Genomic DNA, 18,961 nt, shown 5'->3' on the forward strand with positions numbered 1-18,961 from the left:
ATTAGTGCAGCTCGTTTCCTTTGTTACAATTTCGACCTGACAGCGTCAGAACAGCAGCACTCCTTGCCTGCATTGTAACCTTTCAAAGGACGATCACTGGCTTGTTGTCCGGCTGGCAGTCATGCACACCCCCGGGAGAAACAGCGCGCGTTATTCTACGTGAAATCACAGCAAACGGCAGATCAAACAGAGTATCTTCGCGAATATTTTTTTACGCTAGTGTCAAGTGGTTGTGACGAAGCAAAAAAATCGCCCTGCCCCCCTAACACACCACACTCTCTGAGCACTTGCCATTCACTTCGACTACGCAGCCCGGTCGCAAAGACCTGCGTCGTAGTACCTTTACAGGCTTCGACAAGACTTTGCACCAACAATTGGTTCTCACTGCGTTTTTCGATGTTACGCACCAGACCCGGATGAAGCTTGATGATTTCCACCGACAGTTCCTTGATCCAACTGGTGCTGACTAACGTCAAACCCGCCTGAATCACCACGACTCTCACCCCCAATGCGTTAATTAAACGCATGATGGGCTGTAAACGGCTGATATGTTGACAGACATCCGCCTCTGCAAGTTCAAAAATAATCCGTTTTCGCTGCAATTTTTCACATTGCATCAGCGTATCACGTAGCCAACGCTGGAATCGGGGGCGAATTAAGGATTCTACCGTGACCTGCAATGCCAGATTTTCTTCAGGCCAGAACAAAAGGAAAGGCAACAGGCGGGTGATCTGAAGACGGTCATATTCTTCCGCCAGCCCGAACTCAAGCACCATCGGCATGTATTCAGCGGCAATCACTTCTTCTTTACCATCATAAATGCGACACATCAATTCGCGGTGATGAACACGACCATCGTAATGGATGGCCGGTTTTTGATAGAAACGCGGGCCGCCGCGGCTGAGCATCTGTTCAATCAAGGTTCGCCAGCGAACGTTACCGCGTCCTTTTTCTGGCAAGGTGTCGTCATAAACAGCCCAGCTATTACTGCCCTGAAGCACGGCGTTACGCACCGCGGCATCGGCATGCCCCATCACCTGATCGGTGCTCTGTCCGCTTCGCCAGGCGCAGATGCCGATGTGCATCATGTCATCCTGATCGAGAATTTTTGTTGCAGGCAAGGCATCAAGCGACTTCAACAACCCGGAGGCAATGCTGTCAGCTTCTTTCAACGTGCGATGCGGGAGCAGCACGGCATAGTCGCTGCGATGGTAGCGAGCCAGCAGAGCGCCGGGATAGCGCATCATAAAAGTGGAAAGCATATTAATGAGGGTGAAGAAGTGTTCTTCTGCTGCACTTCTTCCAAAATGGTCTCTCACCAGATCGAATTCTGGCAGGCGGATTAGCATGACAATACCGTGAGCACCGACTTTCTCCTGATCGTCGAGAAGCGTGGCCAGCTGGTTATCAAAAAACATCCGATTGCTGAGGCCCGTTTTGGTGTCCTGCGCCGCGTAAGAACGAATTAAGGTATCGAGGCGCGTGCGCTGTTCACCGGCAAACTGAATTTCGGAGAGCAATGCATCCAGTGCGCTGCTGGTTCGGGCTGGCCATTCATGCACGGTTCCGTACACCTGATTGCCGCGTTCACCATTGAGAATTCGCGTTGAACGCTGCTCCAGAAGCTCTTGCCCGGACAGCTGATTACGCAGCCAGCGCACTGAGAAGAAGATAATCAGCACCATAAAGCCAATGGCTATGGTCAGTGGCGCCGTCGTCAACAGCGAGTGAAAATAGTTCACCATCGGGTCGAGGTAGACCATATGAATGGTCATGCCTGGGTGTTTCACAGACTCAACGCTTAGCTCGCGATACTGATAATTGCTGCCCATCGGGCGATAGCTGCTTTTGCACGAATGGCTAAAAATCGTTTTGTCGTTGACGACGAAATCGATGCGCACAATGTCCACAGACACCAGAATTTCATCCAGTTGGCTGTCGAGTTGGTTGAAAGGGGTATTGACCAGGCGGGAATCGACCACCGTCGCCACAGCGCGGGCGCGGTAATCCACTTTATACTGAATACCGTTATAGAAGCTCAGTGAGCAGCCTATCAGGGTGACAAAGATAGTCAGGCCCGTCAGCAGCGTCACAAAAGCTGAAAATTTCGTCGTTAATCGCATCCCTGTATTAACTCCGTTGATGAAAAACAGCCCGGCTGAGCCGGACACCCGCTGTGACGGCCTACAATTAGTGAGCACTAACTAGCACATCAAAAGGACTCTGCATACTACCAGAGTGAGTGAAACTGGCAATTTATTGCGATAAGTCGGCATCGTGTTTCCGTTAGCGAGTATAGTCATCAAAAAATTTTTTCCAATCATTCAGCAACCGAGGAAGGATTATGCAGGCGTTAATCTTAGAACAGCACGACGGTAAAACCCTCGCATCGGTCCAGGATATCGAAGAGAGCCAACTCCCGCAGGGCGAGGTTACCGTGGATATTCAGTGGTCCAGCCTGAACTTTAAAGATGCCCTCGCCATTACCGGAAAAGGGAAAATCATTCGCAATTTTCCGATGATTCCCGGTATCGACTTTGCCGGTGTTGTTCACCACAGCGAAGATCCGCGCTTTCATGCAGGCCAACAGGTTCTGTTGACGGGCTGGGGCGTGGGTGAAAACCATTGGGGCGGTCTGGCGCAGCGTGCGCGTGTGAAAGGCGACTGGCTGGTGCCGCAGCCTGAAGGTATGCAGGCTCGCCAGGCGATGATTATCGGCACAGCAGGCTTCACCGCTATGCTGTGCGTGATGGCGCTGGAAGATGCAGGGATTAAGCCTGAAGATGGCGAGATTGTCGTCACCGGCGCGAGCGGTGGTGTAGGGAGTACCGCTATTGCTCTGCTGCACAAGCTGGGTTATCAGGTTGTCGCCGTTTCCGGCCGTGAAAGTACTCACGATTATCTGCGCACTCTGGGAGCTAGCCGTATTCTGGGCCGTGACGAATTCACTGAAACTCGCCCGCTGGAAAAACAACTTTGGGCAGGTGCAATCGACACAGTTGGCGACAAAGTGCTGGCGAAGGTTCTGGCGCAAATGAATTACGGCGGCTGCGTGGCGGCATGTGGGCTGGCGGGCGGCTTTGCGCTGCCAACGACCGTGATGCCTTTTATTCTGCGTAACGTCCGTTTGCAGGGCGTGGACTCGGTCATGACACCAGCGGCACGCCGTGCTGAAGCCTGGAAGCGTCTGGTGGCAGATCTGCCTTCTTCCTTCTATAGCCAAAGCGCGACGGAAATCAGTCTGGCTCAGGCCCCGGAATATGCCGATAAAATCATGAACAACCAAATCCAGGGCCGCACCCTGGTAAAAGTGGCCTAATCTTCAAATTTTCGTGACATATTCGCGTTAATCAGCCGCCTCCATCATGCTTAGGAAAATGCATGATGGAGGATGCCATGAAATTGAAAAAACTGACGGAAGCCGATGTCACGGCAGAATCCGTATTTATGCTCAAGCGCCGCCTGGTGCTAAAGATGTTGGGCATTAGCGCGACAGCACTTTCCCTTCCCTCTGTGGCACACGCCGATTTGCTGAGCTGGTTTAAAGGCAACGATCGTCCGCCTGCGCCGCCGGGCAAGCCGCTCGAATTTTCCCGCCCCGCTGAATGGCAAAATCAACTCGCGCTGACGCCCGAAGACAAAGTCAGCGGTTACAACAACTTCTATGAGTTTGGTCTCGATAAAGCCGACCCTGCCGCCAATGCAGGAAGCCTGATTACCGACCCGTGGAAGCTGACGATTGATGGCGAGGTGACAAAACCAATCACGCTCGATCACGACGATTTAACCAAACGCTTTCCGCTGGAGCAGCGAATCTACCGGATGCGCTGCGTCGAAGCCTGGTCGATGGTCGTGCCGTGGATTGGTTTTCCTCTGCATAAACTGCTTGCCCTGGTTGAACCCACCAGCGAGGCCAAATATGTCGCCTTCAAAACCCTTTACGCGCCTGAACAAATGCCCGGGCAAAAAGACCGCTTTATCGGCGGCGGGCTTTCTTATCCTTATGTTGAAGGATTACGCCTGGATGAAGCGATGCATCCTCTGACGCTGCTGACCACCGGTGTGTACGGCAAAGCGCTGCCGCCACAGAATGGTGCGCCCATTCGCCTGACGGTACCGTGGAAATATGGTTTCAAAGGGATTAAGTCCATCGTCAGCATTACGCTGACCAGAGATCAGCCGCCTTGTACATGGAATATGGCCGCGCCGAATGAATATGGTTTCTATGCCAACGTGAACCCGCATGTCGATCATCCTCGCTGGTCTCAGGCTTCTGAACGTTTCATCGGTTCTGGTGGTGTGCTGGATGTGAAACGCCAGCCGACGCTGTTGTTCAACGGTTACGCGGATCAAGTTGCTTCGCTGTATCGCGGTCTTAACTTACGGGAGTATTTCTGAGTGCGTTTAACAGCAAAACAGATAACGTGGCTGAAGGTCATTCTGCATCTCGCCGCCTTTTTACCCTTTGTCTGGCTGTTTTGGGCAGGGTCGCAGGGCTACTTTAGTGCCGACCCTGCCAAGGACATTCAACACTTTACAGGTAAGATGGCTCTGAAACTGCTACTGGCTACCTTGCTGGTCTCCCCATTGGCGCGCTACGCTAAACAACCCCTTTTGATTCGTACTCGTCGTCTGTTGGGCGTATGGTGTTTTGCCTGGGCGACGCTGCATCTCACCAGCTACGCCTTGCTGGAACTGGGGATTAACAATCTGGGCTTGCTCTGGCAGGAAGTGGTGAACCGCCCTTATCTGACGTTAGGGTTGATAAGCTGGGTCATTTTGCTGGCATTGGCCGTCACCTCTTTCCAGTATGCGCAGCGAAAACTGGGTCCACGCTGGCAGACGTTGCACAACTTCGTCTATCTGGTGGCGATCCTCGCCCCGATTCATTATCTGTGGTCGGTGAAGATCCTGTCGCCCCAACCAATTCTGTACGCCATGGCCGCTTTTGTGCTTTTAGCGTGCCGATATAAGAAGTTTCGCATGTGGTGGCGTTAATTCACGATTATGTGCTGTTTCCTGCAGTTCTCCCGCACTACGCCTGACTTTTTCGTGGCTGAGGTTGATTATCTTCCCTGATAAGACCAGTATTTAGCTGCCAAATGCTACGAAATCGTTATAATGTGCGACTTTGGTTTTCCTGACGGGGGTTTTTGGCCTCTGAAAAGGTGACAAGCGCGCATCGAAGGTATATTTTGTTTTTTACCGGAGAATTGCAGGAGATAGCAGCACAATGGCCGACAAGTTACGCATTTTGCTTTTAAACGGACCGAACCTGAATATGCTCGGCACCCGTGAGCCTGAGAAGTATGGCACCCTGACGTTAGCGGAAATGGTTAACCGACTGACCGCAGAGGCCGACGCTCTGAATGTGTCGCTGGACCATCTGCAATCTAACGCGGAGTTCGCGATCATCGACCGTATTCATCAGGCTAAAGACAAGATTGACTATATCCTGATCAATCCGGCCGCTTTCACGCACACCAGCGTGGCGATTCGCGATGCGCTGTTGGCGGTCAGTATCCCGTTTATCGAGATTCATCTGAGCAACGTGCACGCTCGCGAGCCGTTCCGCCATCACTCATATCTCTCTGATATCGCTGCCGGCGTCATCTGCGGATTAGGCGCTGACGGCTATTCATACGCTTTACAGACGGCGGTAAAACGCCTGTCACAATCACACTAAACAAAGAGTACGGAACCCACTCATGGATATTCGTAAGATTAAAAAACTGATCGAGCTGGTTGAAGAATCAGGCATCTCCGAACTGGAAATTTCTGAAGGCGAAGAGTCTGTACGCATCAGCCGTGCAGCGCCAGCAGGCAGCTACCCGGTTATGCAACAGGCTTACGCTGCGCCAATGATGCAGCAGCAAGCTGCACCGGCTGTCGCCGCACCAGCAGCAGCTGAAGCGCCAGCGGCAAAAGCTGAAATCAGTGGTCACATCGTACGCTCCCCGATGGTAGGTACCTTCTATCGCACCCCTAGCCCGGACGCGAAAGCCTTCATCGAAGTGGGTCAGAAGGTGAACGTGGGTGATACCCTGTGCATCGTTGAAGCCATGAAAATGATGAACCAGATCGAAGCCGACAAAGCGGGCACCGTGAAGGCTATCCTGGTCGAAAGTGGTCAACCGGTAGAATTTGACGAGCCGCTGGTCGTCATCGAGTAACGAGGCGAACATGCTGGATAAAATTGTCATCGCTAACCGTGGCGAGATTGCACTGCGTATTCTTCGTGCCTGTAAAGAGCTGGGCATCAAGACTGTGGCTGTGCACTCCACTGCGGATCGCGATTTAAAACACGTATTGCTGGCGGATGAGACGGTCTGTATCGGCCCGGCTCCTTCCGTAAAAAGCTATCTGAATATCCCGGCTATCATCAGCGCCGCTGAAATCACTGGCGCGGTGGCAATCCATCCGGGTTACGGCTTCCTGTCTGAGAACGCTAACTTTGCTGAGCAGGTTGAGCGCTCCGGCTTTATCTTCATCGGCCCGAAAGCTGACACCATCCGCCTGATGGGCGACAAAGTGTCTGCTATCACCGCAATGAAGAAAGCGGGCGTCCCAACCGTACCAGGTTCTGACGGCCCGCTGGGCGATGATATGGATGCTAACCGTGCTCATGCTAAACGCATTGGCTACCCGGTTATCATCAAAGCGTCTGGCGGCGGCGGCGGTCGTGGTATGCGCGTGGTGCGCAGCGACGCTGAACTGGCTCAATCCATCTCCATGACCAAAGCTGAAGCGAAAGCCGCGTTCAGCAATGACATGGTGTACATGGAAAAATACCTGGAAAATCCTCGTCACATCGAGATCCAGGTGCTGGCAGACGGCCAGGGTAACGCTATCTATCTGGCTGAACGTGACTGCTCCATGCAGCGCCGTCACCAGAAAGTGGTCGAAGAAGCACCAGCACCGGGCATTACCCCGGAACTGCGTCGCTACATCGGCGAGCGTTGCTCTAAAGCCTGTGTGGATATCGGCTATCGTGGTGCGGGTACCTTCGAGTTCCTGTTTGAAAACGGCGAGTTCTATTTCATCGAAATGAACACCCGTATTCAGGTAGAGCACCCGGTAACCGAAATGATCACCGGTGTTGACCTGATCAAAGAACAGCTGCGCATTGCTGCAGGCCAGCCGCTGTCTATCAAGCAAGAAGAAGTTCAGGTTCGTGGCCATGCGGTAGAATGCCGTATTAACGCCGAAGATCCGAACACCTTCCTGCCGAGCCCGGGTAAAATCACCCGTTTCCACGCGCCAGGCGGTTTCGGTGTGCGTTGGGAATCTCATATCTACGCTGGCTACACTGTGCCACCGTACTATGACTCAATGATCGGCAAGCTGATTTGCTACGGGGAAACCCGTGACGTGGCGATTTCTCGTATGAAGAACGCCCTGCAGGAGCTGATCATCGACGGCATTAAAACCAACGTTGATCTGCAAATGCGCATTATGAGCGATGAAAACTTCCAGCATGGTGGGACCAACATCCACTATCTGGAGAAAAAACTCGGTATGTACGAGAAGTAATTCTGCGCTCTCATGCCGGGCTTTCTGTCGAAAGCCCGGCATTTTCATTTAAGCCTGGCCGTAGCTGGCTATCTCTTTTCTCAGCGCAGAGATCTCCTCCGCCCCTTCGACAATCCCCCACTCCAGAGAGTACTGCACCGTTTCACCCGGCTCGATGAACGGCAGGCGGCCTGCGGCCCGCTCTTTATCCCGGCCATCGGGGAAGCTATTGCTCAACTCCAGCCCCATCACATATTCACCTGACCCCAGATTTTTCCACTGAATGAAATTCGGTAACTGGCGGGTATCAAACTTCTCATAGATCCCCCAGCCTGCCTGAGGGTTGAGCAAAGCCACCTTACTCATGCCCTGTGCGTCAGCGTTGAGGGTTAAATAGTAGACCTGTTCGGCAAACCCAGGCTCCGGCTCGGTGATGCTGAGAGGGTCAGCCAGACCTTCCGCCGCACGGGCCGTCCGCGGTGTGATGCTGTTCGCTGACAGCACAATCTCTGCATCCGGGGACAACAGCGGCCAGCCATAGTTGAAGTGATAGAGGATTTGCAGCGGCTGGCGGGTGAATCCATGATTCGTGACTTTGTCTTCTATATGCAGGCGATTCTCACCATAGGCGCAGCGGAGGGTTCTCTCGAGCGTCAGGTTTTCGCCAAACAGCCGCGCTTCCCGCACTTTCCCGTTAATCACAAATTCAATGCCTGATTCAGTGCGTTCTGTACGATAGCCCACTTCCTCCGCTGGCGTTGCGGCCAGTCTTCCGTGCAGGCCAAGCGATTCCCCCTCGTCTTCACAGGGCGTCCCCAGATAACTCAACCCGCAGGTGGTCAGCAGGGCGGCATAGAAACTGCGCAAAAAGCCATTTCCCTGCGGTTCAAAGAACGCCGGGGCCACCATACCGGCGGGGGTAATGAAGGAGATAGCCGTGTCTTTGTAACTCGCCCAGGCAATATCCAGGGCACGATCTTTCACCACGGTAAAAGCTAGCCCCGCCCCGGTTCGGACATCAAAGGCTTCAGTCCCTTTTGCTCTGCCGCTGCGAAGCTCATAGTGTTTGATGCCAGCTACCTGAGAGAGATCGCCGATCCACGGCCAGAGGTTTTTATTCATTGCAGAGGCTCCAGGCTTGCGGCGTCGTGATGATGGATAAACGCTTCAATTTCTTTCAGCTGTGAAGTGCCTTCCATCGGCCCTCTTTTGGTCACGGCCATCGCACCACAGGCATTGGCGTACTTCAGCGCCTGATAAGCCTCAAACCCCAGTTGCCGACAGGCAATATACGCGCCACCAAAGCAATCCCCGGCCCCAGTCGGATCCACTTCTTCCACGGGATAACTTGCGACATGAAAGCGATCGGTGGCGGAATAATAACTGGCGCCCTGATTGCCGCGCTTCACGATAACCTCTTTGATCCCCTCTTCAAGGAAACCGGCGATGGCGCGTTCGGTCGTTGAGTGTGGTGAAAGCAAAAGCACTTCCCCTTCGCTGGGCATATAGATATCTGTCAGCTCAAGAACGAAGTGTAATGCGTCGCGCATTTCCGGAATATCGAGCATTTCTTTCCGGATATTCGGGTCGAAAGAAATAACTCCGCCGTTTTCTTTTACCAGAGTCACTGCTTTTTTTACCGCATCGACCATGTGAAACGAAAAGAGTGATGACCCCATAATATGAAAATGCGTGCAGTCCCTGAGAAGACGTTCGTCTACATGCTGTGAGGACAATTTCCCACAGGCGGCATTTTTAATATTAAAAATAAAATCGCGATCGCCAGAACTGTGGTAGGTCACAAAGGCGCTGCCGGTGGCTTCCAGCGGCAGCACTGAGATGCCGCGAATATCAACGCCATCTTCAGCCAGCCGATGAAGGTTAATGTCACCAAAACCATCGTTGCCTACACAGCTGATGATGCCGCACGGAACCCCAAGGCGTGTAACCTGATCGATAAAAATCGCGGGAGCGCCGCTGGGATAAGGCCCATTCCATAATCCGGGCTGATCGAAAGGCTGGCCAATTTTGCTGGCCATTATTTCCACCAGAATCTCGCCGATCGTGAAAACCTTGCTCATAAGATAAATTCCTTGTAAGGGTTAGCTACGTTTTCTTTTATTTCTGACATCAACATAAACGGCAACCAGAATGACCAGGCCCTTTACCACCATTTGGTAGAAGTAAGGGACATTCATTAAATTCATGCCATTATTGATAACGCCGATAGTTAAGGCCCCAATCATGGTACCGACCACCGTGCCATAGCCGCCATTCAGGCTGGTGCCACCCAAAACGGCAGCAGCAATCGCATCCAGTTCATAACTTAATGCCGCATTGGGTTGCCCAGAATAGAGGCGCGAGGCGAGGATCATGCCGCTGATACCGGCCAGTACTGCGGTTATCATGAACACTTTTATTTTCAGGCGAACAACGTTAATCCCGGAATAAACGGCCGCCTCTTTGTTCCCTCCGGTGATATAAATTTTGCGACCAAAGGCCGTTTTGGTTAGGACAAAATGATTCACCAGCAGTAAAACCAGCAAAATCCAGATCGGCACGGGGATGTAGAGAAATTCACCGTTGCCAAGCGCTAAAAAAGCGTCATCCTTGATCATCACCGGCGTGCCGTCAGTCACAATGTAAGCAATGCCTCTGAAGATCCCCATGGTGGCAACAGTCACAATAAAAGAAGGAATACCGGCCACCGCCGTCAATCCCCCGTTGACCACCCCCAACACCAATGCCGCCATGACGGATAAGGGCACCAGTAATATAAAAGGGATCCCCCACGAAGCGCCGAGTGCGGCAAACGTGCCAACCAAAGCAATGGTCGACCCGACGGACAAATCAATATCACCGAGCAATAACACATAGGTCATGCCATAGGCGGTAATCGCAATGATGGAAACCTGAAGAATGATGTTGATGATATTATTGGCGGTGAAAAAACTGTCATTCATTACGCTAAAAAGAATAAACAGCACCAGCATCCCGCTGAGGATCCCGCCGTATTGTTTAAGCACTCTTTTAAATCCACCCGCAGAAGCTGGGCCAGTGCTTTTGGGTAGAGGCAGGGTTTTGTCAGTCATTTAGCACACTCCTGTCGCAGCGGTCATCACCTGCGTTTGCGTTAAATTTTCACAGGGAAAAATGTCAGCGATGGTTTTATTACGCATCACTACCAGCCGGTCGCTGAGCGCCATCACTTCAGGCAGCTCGGAAGAAACCAGAATGATGGCCGTCCCCGCTGCCGCCAGCTGGCGTATCACGTTGTAGATTTCAAATTTTGCCCCAACGTCCACACCCCGGGTCGGTTCGTCGAGCAGCAAGATGGCCGGTGTTTTTTCCAGCCATTTCGACAGCACTATTTTTTGCTGATTTCCGCCGCTCAGCGCCCCGACAGGCTGATAAATGGAGCTGACTTTGGTATTCATTCTGACGATAGCCTGCCGGGTTCGCGCTTCTTCGTCGCGACGATTAATCAGCCCTGGCCCGGAAGCGTTAAACTGAAAGGCTACGTGGTGGGTGTTCATGTTCACGTCGTGCATCAGCACCAGCCCTTCCTCTTTGCGGTTTTCTGTCACAAAGGCAATACCATGCTCAATAGCCTGTTTTGGGCTTGAGATAACCACCTCTTGGCCCTCAATCAGGATGGTTCCCTGATAGGCATTGAGGCCAAACAGCGTTTTCATCACGTCCGAGCGCCCTGCGCCCACCAGGCCGAAAAAGCCCAGCACTTCTCCCGGGCGGACGGTAAAACTCACCTGCCGGAAGAGCTGAGGATGCGTGAGGTTTCTGACTTCAAGTTTTGCCCCAGCCTCTTCGCCAGGCCTTTCCCCAATGCGCGGGGGCCAGATATTCTTCATTTCGCGCCCCACCATTTGCGCAATCAGGTGCTGAATATCACTCTCCTTGCGCTGATGCGTGGCGATATATTCCCCGTCGCGAATCACCGAGATGTCATCAGATATCCGCATGATTTCATCCATCCGATGCGAAATATAAATAACCGCCGTGCCCCGCTGTCTGAGCTTGTCGATAATTCTGAACAGAATTTCAGCTTCATTATCGCTGAGCGACGACGTCGGCTCATCCATGATGACGATATCGGCCGGATAACTTAACGCCTTGGCAATCTCCACCAGCTGTCGGTGGGCGATGGACATGTTACCGACAATATCTTGTGCATTAAGCGGGATCCCCAGCTCGGCGAGCAGGGCTCGGCAATCGGCATCCATCTTTTTATCGTTAATGATCCCGAAACGCTTCGGTTCATTGTTGGCATAAATATTCTCTGCCACGGTCATATTATTACTGAGGCTGAGTTCCTGAAAAATAATGGCAATGCCAAGCTGGCGTGAATGCTGCGGGTTGTTAATTGTAATCTGCTTGCCGTGCAGCGTAATCGTTCCCTGGGTTGGCGGATAAACACCGGCAAGGATCTTCATTAATGTAGATTTTCCCGCACCGTTTTCACCTAATAACGTATGCACACGTCCTTTACGAATCGTCAGCGTGATATCTTTCAGTGCCTGAACGTGACCAAATTTTTTGGCGATATGCGAAACATCAAGAATAACATCCGTCATAATCACTCCGGAGCCACAGTAAAACGCCGAAGCGCCTTACTGTGAGAGGAAGATAGTCATTATTGTTTGGTATAGACACCCGGCTGCACGGGGATCATTTTGTCCACGGGTTTGCCATTAAGGTGGTCCACTGCGGCATCAACCGCTTTAGCGCCCATCTGATCCGGGTACTGACGAATCACGGCAGCAAACGTTTTTTCACTGTCAACGGCATCCCGGGCCTCTTTCATTCCGTCAAAACCGATAATCTTAATGTTGTCATTGCGGGCAGATTTCGCCGCAATCACTGCAGCCAGGGCGGCATCATCGCCAAAGCCAAACAGCCCGCTCAGGTTTGGATTGGCCTGCATAATATTTTGAGAGGCGGTGAGTGCGTCAGCGCGGGTAATACCCGGCTGCTCGGCGACAATTTTAATTTCCGGCGTGGCGCTCAGGCCTTTCTTAAAGCCGTCTACTCGTGCGACCACCGACTGCAGCGCCGGATAGGAGATAATCGCCACGGTCCCTTTGCCTTTCAGCAGTTCCCCCATCAATTTGCCCGCTTCCACGCCGCCCGCGTAGTTATCTGTCGCCACATGCGCTACCACCGGCACATCTTCAGCAGCCACATCAACCGTGATAACAGGAATACCGGCCTTATCCGCTTTCAGAATGGCGGCCCGAATCCCCTTCGAATCGACCGGGGAAATAATGATGGCATCGACTTTTTTGGTTATAAAGTCTTCCACATCCGAGAGCTGCTTATTGAGGTCCTGATTAGCAATCGAGATGCTTAAATCGACATTATCTTTTTTGGCTTCGTCTTTCATCGCGTTGGCGAGATCAATATAAAAAGGATGCTGTTGGGTCAATAATGAAGCGCCAATTTTATAGTCTTTGGCGAATGCGTTTTGCGTAAATAAAGCCAGGCCTACTAACATTGCCGATGCAAGTACGTTGATATTTTTCATAAACAGTCCTGATTGTTTTTGTAGGGTAAGGTTTTTTAAATTTTTCCTTCACTGCCACATACCGCAATGATTCGGGTCACCACTTCTTTCATGGCTGCTTTTGCTGGTTGCATATAATGCCGGGGATCATTCGCCGCAGGGTGCTCACTAAAATAATTTTTCAGGGCATCAGCAAACGCGATTTTCAATTCTGTGGCGACATTCACTTTGCAAATCCCCAGTTGAATACACTGGCGGATATCCGCTTCCGTTAACCCTGAAGCGCCGTGCAAAACCAGAGGTACATCGACGTGCTGGCGGATGAGGGCCAGACGATCAAAATCCAGATGGGGTTCATGCGTATACAAGCCATGCGCAGTGCCGATCGCCACCGCCAGGGAATCAATCCGGGTGCGGCGCACAAACTCCGCGGCGGCCTGCGGTGAGGTGTAGGCGGAATCCCTGGCATCGACCACCAAATCGTCCTCCTGGCCGCCAAGGCGCCCAAGCTCCGCTTCCACGCTCACGTCATAACGATGGCAAAATTCGGTGACTTCTTTCACCTGGGCAACGTTTTCTTCAAAAGGCAGATGGGAGCCGTCAATCATCACCGAGCGGATCCCGGCTCGCACCTTGTGAAAAATGTCCTCTGACGCTTCATGATGATCAAGATGAAGTACCAGCGGCAGCTGGTACTGGTGCGCCATAGCTTTCACCAGCGAGATCAAATTTTCGACGCCTCCATAGCTGTAGGTGCCGGGCGTGCCTGCCAGCATCACCGGAGAGCGGTATTGCGCCGCGGTTTCCACGACAACCTGCAAGGTTTCGAGATTGTGGATGTTGAAAGCCGGAACGGCATATCCCTCAGCCTGCGCCTGCTTCAGCATATTTTTGCTTGAAATAATGTACATCGCTTCTCCTGTGATTGACTTACAAAACGAAGAAATCACGTTCTAACTTTCATTTTGAAAGAAAACTATCATGAATGGCGCGGCAAAAATCGTGACGAGGTTCAAAACACGGCAAATAACTTACAAAATTAAAGTTTATTTATGCAGCGAGATGAAACAAGACATGGTGGCATTACGCAGGAAAATTGATAAAACCGTTTATATTTATGATGTTAAGTAGAACTCGGCATTGGGGCATAGCTTTCAGGATGTTGCGGGTTATGAAGGATAACTTTCAAAGAGAAAAACATCAGGATATAGTGTGGCGCATTACAGGCAGAAAATGAGCGTTTACGTGCCGAGAAAATCGTCTAATCTTCTGAAACGCAGGTTAAAAATTGCTGAAATCGTCACCTCTCAGGGCGAAATAAAGGTTGATGATTTGTCAGCTCAACTCGGCGTTTCCGGGGTCACCATCCGCGGTGATTTGAGCTATCTGGAGCAGCAGGGCTATCTGAAACGCTCCTTTGGCGGGGCTATCGCCACCACCGGCTTACAAACTGAGCCCGAGCCAGTACCCCAGACTGCCCCGCCGTCCCTGGCGCAACAAATAGAGATTGCCCGCCACTGTGCCCGACTGATTCAGGATCGGGACACGGTTTTTCTCGGCCATGGCGAGATTTGCCGCAAAATCATTCCGCTGCTCAGTGACGTCAAAAAGCTTCGCCTCATTACCAACGATCCGGAACATGCGCTGCTGGCCAATCAGTTTATCGACGGGGAAATCATTCTGGCAGGCAGTGAAATGTTGCGCCCTGAAACCGCCCTGGCCGGTAAACCGCTTGAGCAAGCCATTCAGCATTACACCCTGACCCACTGCATTCTTGAGGTCAACGCCATAGATGCCGACGGAACGCTCAGCATTCAGACCCCCAAACTGGCTGCCGCCTGGAAGCTCTGTTTCGATCATGCTCATAACAAAAGCATTATCGTCACGGCCCACCCCAGGTCGCCCGCTTCAATCGGCCTTATCGATCAGGCCGAAAATGTGATCGTCTATCGCAGTATCAACGAGCAGTATCAGCAACAATTGCAGGACGCTGATTTTGTCATCCTTTACACCAGCAATGAGTGCTTTACCTGGTCTAATCGCGAAAGGCTTCAGGCATGAGGAAACGCTTGTGACACTGACTATCTGTACCCTGGGTGAAGTGCTGGTTGAATTTTTATCCCAAAAGCCAAAGCAAAAATTCACCCAGCCAGGCGAATTTACCGGCCCGTATCCCAGCGGCGCGCCGGCAATTTTTGCGGCTCAGGTAGCAAAACTGGGGCACCGTGCGATTCTTTTTGGCTGCGTGGGCAACGATGACTTCGGGCGTCTGAGCATTGAGCGCCTTCGCCATGAAGGGGTGATCACCGATGGCATCCGCGTGATGGATAACGCCGTGACCGGCACAGCCTTTGTCAGCTATCACACGCCACTCCAGCGCGATTTTGTCTTTAATATCCCGAACAGTGCCTGTGGGTTGTTAACCGCTGAGCACATCGATAAAGATCTGCTGCGCCAGTCTCGCCACCTTCATATCATGGGTTCGTCGTTGTTTTCATTCCGGATGATCGACACGATGCGCAAGGCGATTGCGGAGGTTAAAGCGGCAGGCGGCACGGTCTCTTTTGATCCCAATCTGCGAAAAGAGATGCTCTCGATCCCGGAGATGGCACAGGCCCTGGATTATCTGATTGAATACACCGATATTTTCATACCCAGCGAGCACGAACTGTCTTTCTTTGCCCGCCATAAAAATCAGGCAGAAGCGCAAATCGTCGAAGACCTGCTGAAACGCGGCGTAAAACATATCGCCATCAAGCGTGCGCAGCGCGGCGCCAGCTATTACCGTTTTGAAGATCAGGCACTGTATGCGTTGCATACTGCAGGGCATCAGGTCGACATCGTTGATCCTACCGGAGCCGGGGACTGTTTTGGCGCAACGTTTGTCACCCTCTTTCTGGCGGGTTTTTCCGCGCAACAAGCCTTGCAGTATGCCTGCGCCAGCGGTGCGATGGCGGTGACGCGCAAGGGCCCGATGGAAGGGATCTCGTCGCAGTCAGAGATTGAAGCTTTTTTGCATGACGGGACATGACAGGCTGCTTTTTCTGCCAGAGTCTTTTCCCAACCTTCTCTGTTACCGTACAATCCCCGCTTTACATTGACCCTGGGAGCCTTATGGACGCGCGTTTTGTTCAGGCACACAAAGAAGCCCGCTGGGCGTTGTGGCTAACCCTCCTCTATCTCGCTGCATGGTTAGCGAGTGCTTACATACCAAATTCATTCATCGGCTTTACGGGCCTGCCGCACTGGTTTGAAATGGCCTGTTTGTTAGTGCCGTTGCTGTTTATCGTGCTGTGCTGGGCGATGGTGAAAGTCATCTATCGCGAGATCCCGCTGGAGGACGACGATGCAGCTTGAAGTGATCCTGCCGCTTATCGCTTATCTGTTAGTGGTCTTTGGTTTGTCGGTCTATGCCATGCGGAAACGCTCCACCGGCACCTTCCTGAATGAGTACTTCCTGGGCAGCCGTTCAATGGGCGGTTTTGTGCTGGCAATGACGCTGGTTGCCACTTACATCAGCGCCAGTTCATTTATCGGCGGGCCAGGTGCGGCCTATAAATACGGCCTGGGTTGGGTTTTGCTGGCGATGATCCAGCTCCCGGCAGTCTGGTTGTCTCTCGGTGTGCTGGGGAAAAAATTCGCGATTCTTGCGAGACGCTATAACGCCGTCACGTTGAACGACATGCTGTTTGCTCGTTATCAGAGCCGCTTGCTGGTGTGGCTTGCCAGTCTCAGTTTGTTAGTCGCCTTTGTCGGCGCGATGACCGTGCAATTCATTGGCGGCGCGCGCCTGCTGGAAACGGCTGCGGGCATTCCTTACGAAACAGGCTTGTTGATTTTCGGCGTGAGCATTGCGCTCTACACCGCTTTTGGCGGCTTCCGCGCCAGCGTGCTCAACGACTCCATGCAAGGGCTGGTGATGCTGATTGGCACCATCGTGTTGCTGATTGGTGTCGTGCATGCAGCGGGAGGGTTGGGTCATGCGGTTCAGACGCTGGAACAAATCGACCCGAAGCTAATTTCACCGCAGGGTGCAGAAGATATTCTTTCCCCGACATTTATGACCTCTTTCTGGGTGCTGGTTTGCTTCGGGGTCATTGGCCTGCCACACACCGCCGTCCGTTGTATCTCCTACAAAGACAGCAAAGCGGTACACCGGGGCATCATTATCGGCACGATTGTGGTCGCGATCCTGATGCTGGGTATGCATCTGGCAGGTGCGCTGGGTCGCGCGGTGATTCCTGATCTCACCGTTCCGGATCTTGTTATTCCTACGCTGATGGTAAAAGTGCTGCCACCGGTTGCTGCCGGGATCTTCCTTGCTGCTCCGATGGCGGCGATCATGTCGACGATCAACGCGCAGTTGTTGCAGAGTTCCGCTACGATCATCAAAGATCTCTATTTGAGCCTGCATCCAGAACAGCTCCAGAATGAAAAGCGTCTGAAACGTATGTCTGCGCTGATTACCCTGGTACTTGGCGCCCTGCTGCTGCTGGCGGCCTGGCGCCCACCCGAGATGATCATCTGGCTGAACCTGCTCGCATTTGGCGGGCTGGAAGCCGTGTTCCTTTGGCCGCTGGTACTGGGACTCTATTGGGAGCGCGCTAATGCCGCCGGAGCATTGAGCGCCATGATCGTCGGTGGCGTGCTTTATGCTGTACTCGCCACCCTGAAAATTCAGTATCTGGGCTTCCACCCGATTGTCCCGGCGCTGCTGCTAAGTTTACTGGCTTTTGTTGTCGGCAACCTTTTTGGTCGTCCTGCGGCGCAAGCCCCGACTATCACTGTTAATCATTAAAAGAGTTTTGCCATGCCATGGATCCAACTGAAATTAAACACCACCGGCGCGAACGCTGAGGAACTGAGCGATGCGTTGATGGAAGCGGGCTCCGTCTCTATCACCTTCCAGGACACCCATGACACACCGGTGTTTGAACCGTTGCCGGGTGAAACCCGCCTGTGGGGCGATACCGATGTCATCGGTCTGTTCGATGCTGAAACCGACATGAAAGAAGTGGTGGCCATCCTTGAACACCATCCGCTGCTGGGTGCCGGTTTTGTCCACAAAATCGAACAGCTGGAAGACAAAGATTGGGAACGCGAATGGATGGATAATTTCCACCCGATGCAGTTCGGCAAACGTCTGTGGATTTGCCCAAGCTGGCGCGATGTGCCGGACGAAAACGCGGTCAACGTGATGCTCGATCCGGGTCTGGCGTTTGGTACCGGCACTCACCCGACAACGTCCCTGTGCCTGCAATGGCTGGATGGTCTGGATCTTGACGGTAAAACGGTTATCGACTTCGGTTGCGGTTCCGGGATCCTCGCCATTGCCGCCCTGAAACTGGGTGCGGCCAAAGCGATTGGGATCGACATCGATCCGCAGGCCATTCAGGCCAGCCGCGATAACGCAGAACGTAATGGGGTGTCCGACAAGCTGGAGCTCTATCTGCCACAAGACCAGCCAGAGGCCATGAAAGCCGATGTGGTGGTCGCTAACATTCTGGCAGGCCCATTACGTGAACTGGCACCGTTAATCAGCGTGCTGCCCGTTGAGGGCGGTCTGTTGGGCCTTTCCGGTATCCTCGCAAGCCAGGCAGAAAGTGTCTGCGAAGCTTATGCGCCGCTTTTCACTCTCGACCCGGTGGTGGAGAAGGAAGAATGGTGTCGGATTACCGGGCGTAAAAACTGATTTTCTCCGCTGGATGAGTGCTGAAATACGCCATCACTGCCCAGCAACGAAATGAGATCCGGCCCACATTATTCGGGATAATCTGCTGATTAATCCAGCAGCTTATCCCTTTTCTGCTCCCCTGGTTGCAGGGAAAATTGAGAAGTTACGCAAAATTGCGTCTGTATGTAAATTCATCATTTATGCATAACGCAATGATTTAAATAGCGATTAATTTTTTCACTTTCCACCGACTG

18 protein-coding genes are annotated in these 18,961 nt (G+C 52.5%); 11 read left to right on the plus strand and 7 right to left on the minus strand.

The window, feature by feature from the left end; translation table 11 throughout:
- Positions 1–182: 182 nt before the first annotated feature.
- A complete protein-coding gene (csrD, locus tag ACLW56_RS12160; protein ID WP_330984032.1) occupies positions 183–2,123 on the minus strand; it encodes an RNase E specificity factor CsrD in 1,941 nt (646 codons plus the stop codon).
- 221 nt (positions 2,124–2,344) lie between these two features.
- Between csrD and ACLW56_RS12165 the strand changes: the two genes are divergently transcribed.
- The 6 genes from ACLW56_RS12165 (at position 2,345) to accC (ending at position 7,533) form a co-directional block, all read left to right on the plus strand.
- Entirely contained in the window at positions 2,345–3,319 is a 975-nt protein-coding gene (locus ACLW56_RS12165; RefSeq protein ID WP_330984033.1) for an MDR family oxidoreductase, read from the plus strand.
- Positions 3,320–3,396: 77 nt separating this feature from the next.
- Entirely contained in the window at positions 3,397–4,398 is a 1,002-nt protein-coding gene (msrP, locus tag ACLW56_RS12170) for a protein-methionine-sulfoxide reductase catalytic subunit MsrP (protein ID WP_330984034.1), read from the plus strand.
- The gene (gene msrQ, locus ACLW56_RS12175) at positions 4,399–4,998 is read left to right on the plus strand and encodes a protein-methionine-sulfoxide reductase heme-binding subunit MsrQ (protein WP_330984035.1); all 600 of its coding nucleotides are present in this window, start codon (positions 4,399–4,401) and stop codon (positions 4,996–4,998) included. It begins immediately after the preceding gene.
- 235 nt (positions 4,999–5,233) lie between these two features.
- Positions 5,234–5,686, plus strand: coding sequence for a type II 3-dehydroquinate dehydratase (gene aroQ, locus ACLW56_RS12180; protein ID WP_330984036.1), 453 nt, complete (start codon positions 5,234–5,236; stop codon positions 5,684–5,686).
- A 22-nt stretch (positions 5,687–5,708) separates the two neighbouring features.
- Positions 5,709–6,173: an acetyl-CoA carboxylase biotin carboxyl carrier protein gene (accB, locus tag ACLW56_RS12185; RefSeq protein WP_330984037.1), complete on the plus strand. Its 465-nt coding sequence runs from the start codon at positions 5,709–5,711 to the stop codon at positions 6,171–6,173.
- A gap of 10 nt (positions 6,174–6,183) precedes the next feature.
- The gene (accC, locus tag ACLW56_RS12190) at positions 6,184–7,533 is read left to right on the plus strand and encodes an acetyl-CoA carboxylase biotin carboxylase subunit (RefSeq protein WP_330984038.1); all 1,350 of its coding nucleotides are present in this window, start codon (positions 6,184–6,186) and stop codon (positions 7,531–7,533) included.
- Positions 7,534–7,581: 48 nt separating this feature from the next.
- On the opposite strand, the gene ACLW56_RS12195 is transcribed toward accC, so the two are convergent.
- Genes ACLW56_RS12195 through ACLW56_RS12220 form a run of 6 tightly spaced genes read right to left on the minus strand, consistent with a single transcriptional unit; the run spans position 7,582 to position 13,944 of the window.
- Positions 7,582–8,634, minus strand: a complete 1,053-nt coding sequence (locus ACLW56_RS12195; protein WP_330984039.1) for an aldose 1-epimerase family protein — start codon at positions 8,632–8,634, stop codon at positions 7,582–7,584.
- Positions 8,631–9,593 carry a sugar kinase gene (locus tag ACLW56_RS12200; protein WP_330984040.1) on the minus strand — a complete coding sequence of 321 codons (963 nt, stop codon included), beginning with the start codon at positions 9,591–9,593 and terminating at the stop codon, positions 8,631–8,633. The genes ACLW56_RS12195 and ACLW56_RS12200 overlap by 4 nt, the downstream gene beginning before the upstream one ends.
- Positions 9,594–9,614: 21 nt before the next feature.
- The gene (locus ACLW56_RS12205) at positions 9,615–10,604 is read right to left on the minus strand and encodes an ABC transporter permease (RefSeq protein ID WP_330984041.1); all 990 of its coding nucleotides are present in this window, start codon (positions 10,602–10,604) and stop codon (positions 9,615–9,617) included.
- Positions 10,605–12,104 (minus strand): sugar ABC transporter ATP-binding protein, encoded by a 1,500-nt coding sequence (locus ACLW56_RS12210; protein WP_330984042.1) that lies wholly within the window; start codon positions 12,102–12,104, stop codon positions 10,605–10,607.
- Between the two features lie 59 nt (positions 12,105–12,163).
- Positions 12,164–13,054 carry a substrate-binding domain-containing protein gene (locus ACLW56_RS12215; RefSeq protein WP_330984043.1) on the minus strand — a complete coding sequence of 297 codons (891 nt, stop codon included), beginning with the start codon at positions 13,052–13,054 and terminating at the stop codon, positions 12,164–12,166.
- Between the two features lie 35 nt (positions 13,055–13,089).
- Positions 13,090–13,944, minus strand: coding sequence for a tagatose bisphosphate family class II aldolase (locus tag ACLW56_RS12220; RefSeq protein ID WP_330984044.1), 855 nt, complete (start codon positions 13,942–13,944; stop codon positions 13,090–13,092).
- A 322-nt stretch (positions 13,945–14,266) separates the two neighbouring features.
- Here ACLW56_RS12220 and ACLW56_RS12225 point away from each other — a divergent pair, with 322 nt between their 5' ends.
- From ACLW56_RS12225 to prmA, 5 genes are all read left to right on the plus strand, one after another.
- On the plus strand, positions 14,267–15,094 hold the full coding sequence (locus ACLW56_RS12225) for a DeoR/GlpR family DNA-binding transcription regulator (protein WP_330984045.1): 828 nt from the start codon (positions 14,267–14,269) through the stop codon (positions 15,092–15,094).
- A gap of 10 nt (positions 15,095–15,104) precedes the next feature.
- A complete protein-coding gene (locus ACLW56_RS12230) occupies positions 15,105–16,064 on the plus strand; it encodes a sugar kinase (RefSeq protein ID WP_330984046.1) in 960 nt (319 codons plus the stop codon).
- A gap of 83 nt (positions 16,065–16,147) precedes the next feature.
- Positions 16,148–16,390 (plus strand): YhdT family protein, encoded by a 243-nt coding sequence (locus ACLW56_RS12235; protein ID WP_330984047.1) that lies wholly within the window; start codon positions 16,148–16,150, stop codon positions 16,388–16,390.
- Positions 16,380–17,831: a sodium/pantothenate symporter gene (gene panF, locus ACLW56_RS12240; protein WP_330984048.1), complete on the plus strand. Its 1,452-nt coding sequence runs from the start codon at positions 16,380–16,382 to the stop codon at positions 17,829–17,831. Before ACLW56_RS12235 ends, panF begins: the two co-directional genes overlap by 11 nt.
- 12 nt (positions 17,832–17,843) lie before the next feature.
- Complete coding sequence (gene prmA, locus ACLW56_RS12245; RefSeq protein ID WP_330984049.1) at positions 17,844–18,725, plus strand: 50S ribosomal protein L11 methyltransferase; 882 nt, start codon at positions 17,844–17,846, stop codon at positions 18,723–18,725.
- Positions 18,726–18,961 lie beyond the last annotated feature (236 nt).

The sequence above is a fragment of the Pantoea sp. sgz302252 genome (assembly GCF_047713085.1).
In the GTDB taxonomy this organism is placed as follows: domain Bacteria; phylum Pseudomonadota; class Gammaproteobacteria; order Enterobacterales; family Enterobacteriaceae; genus Scandinavium.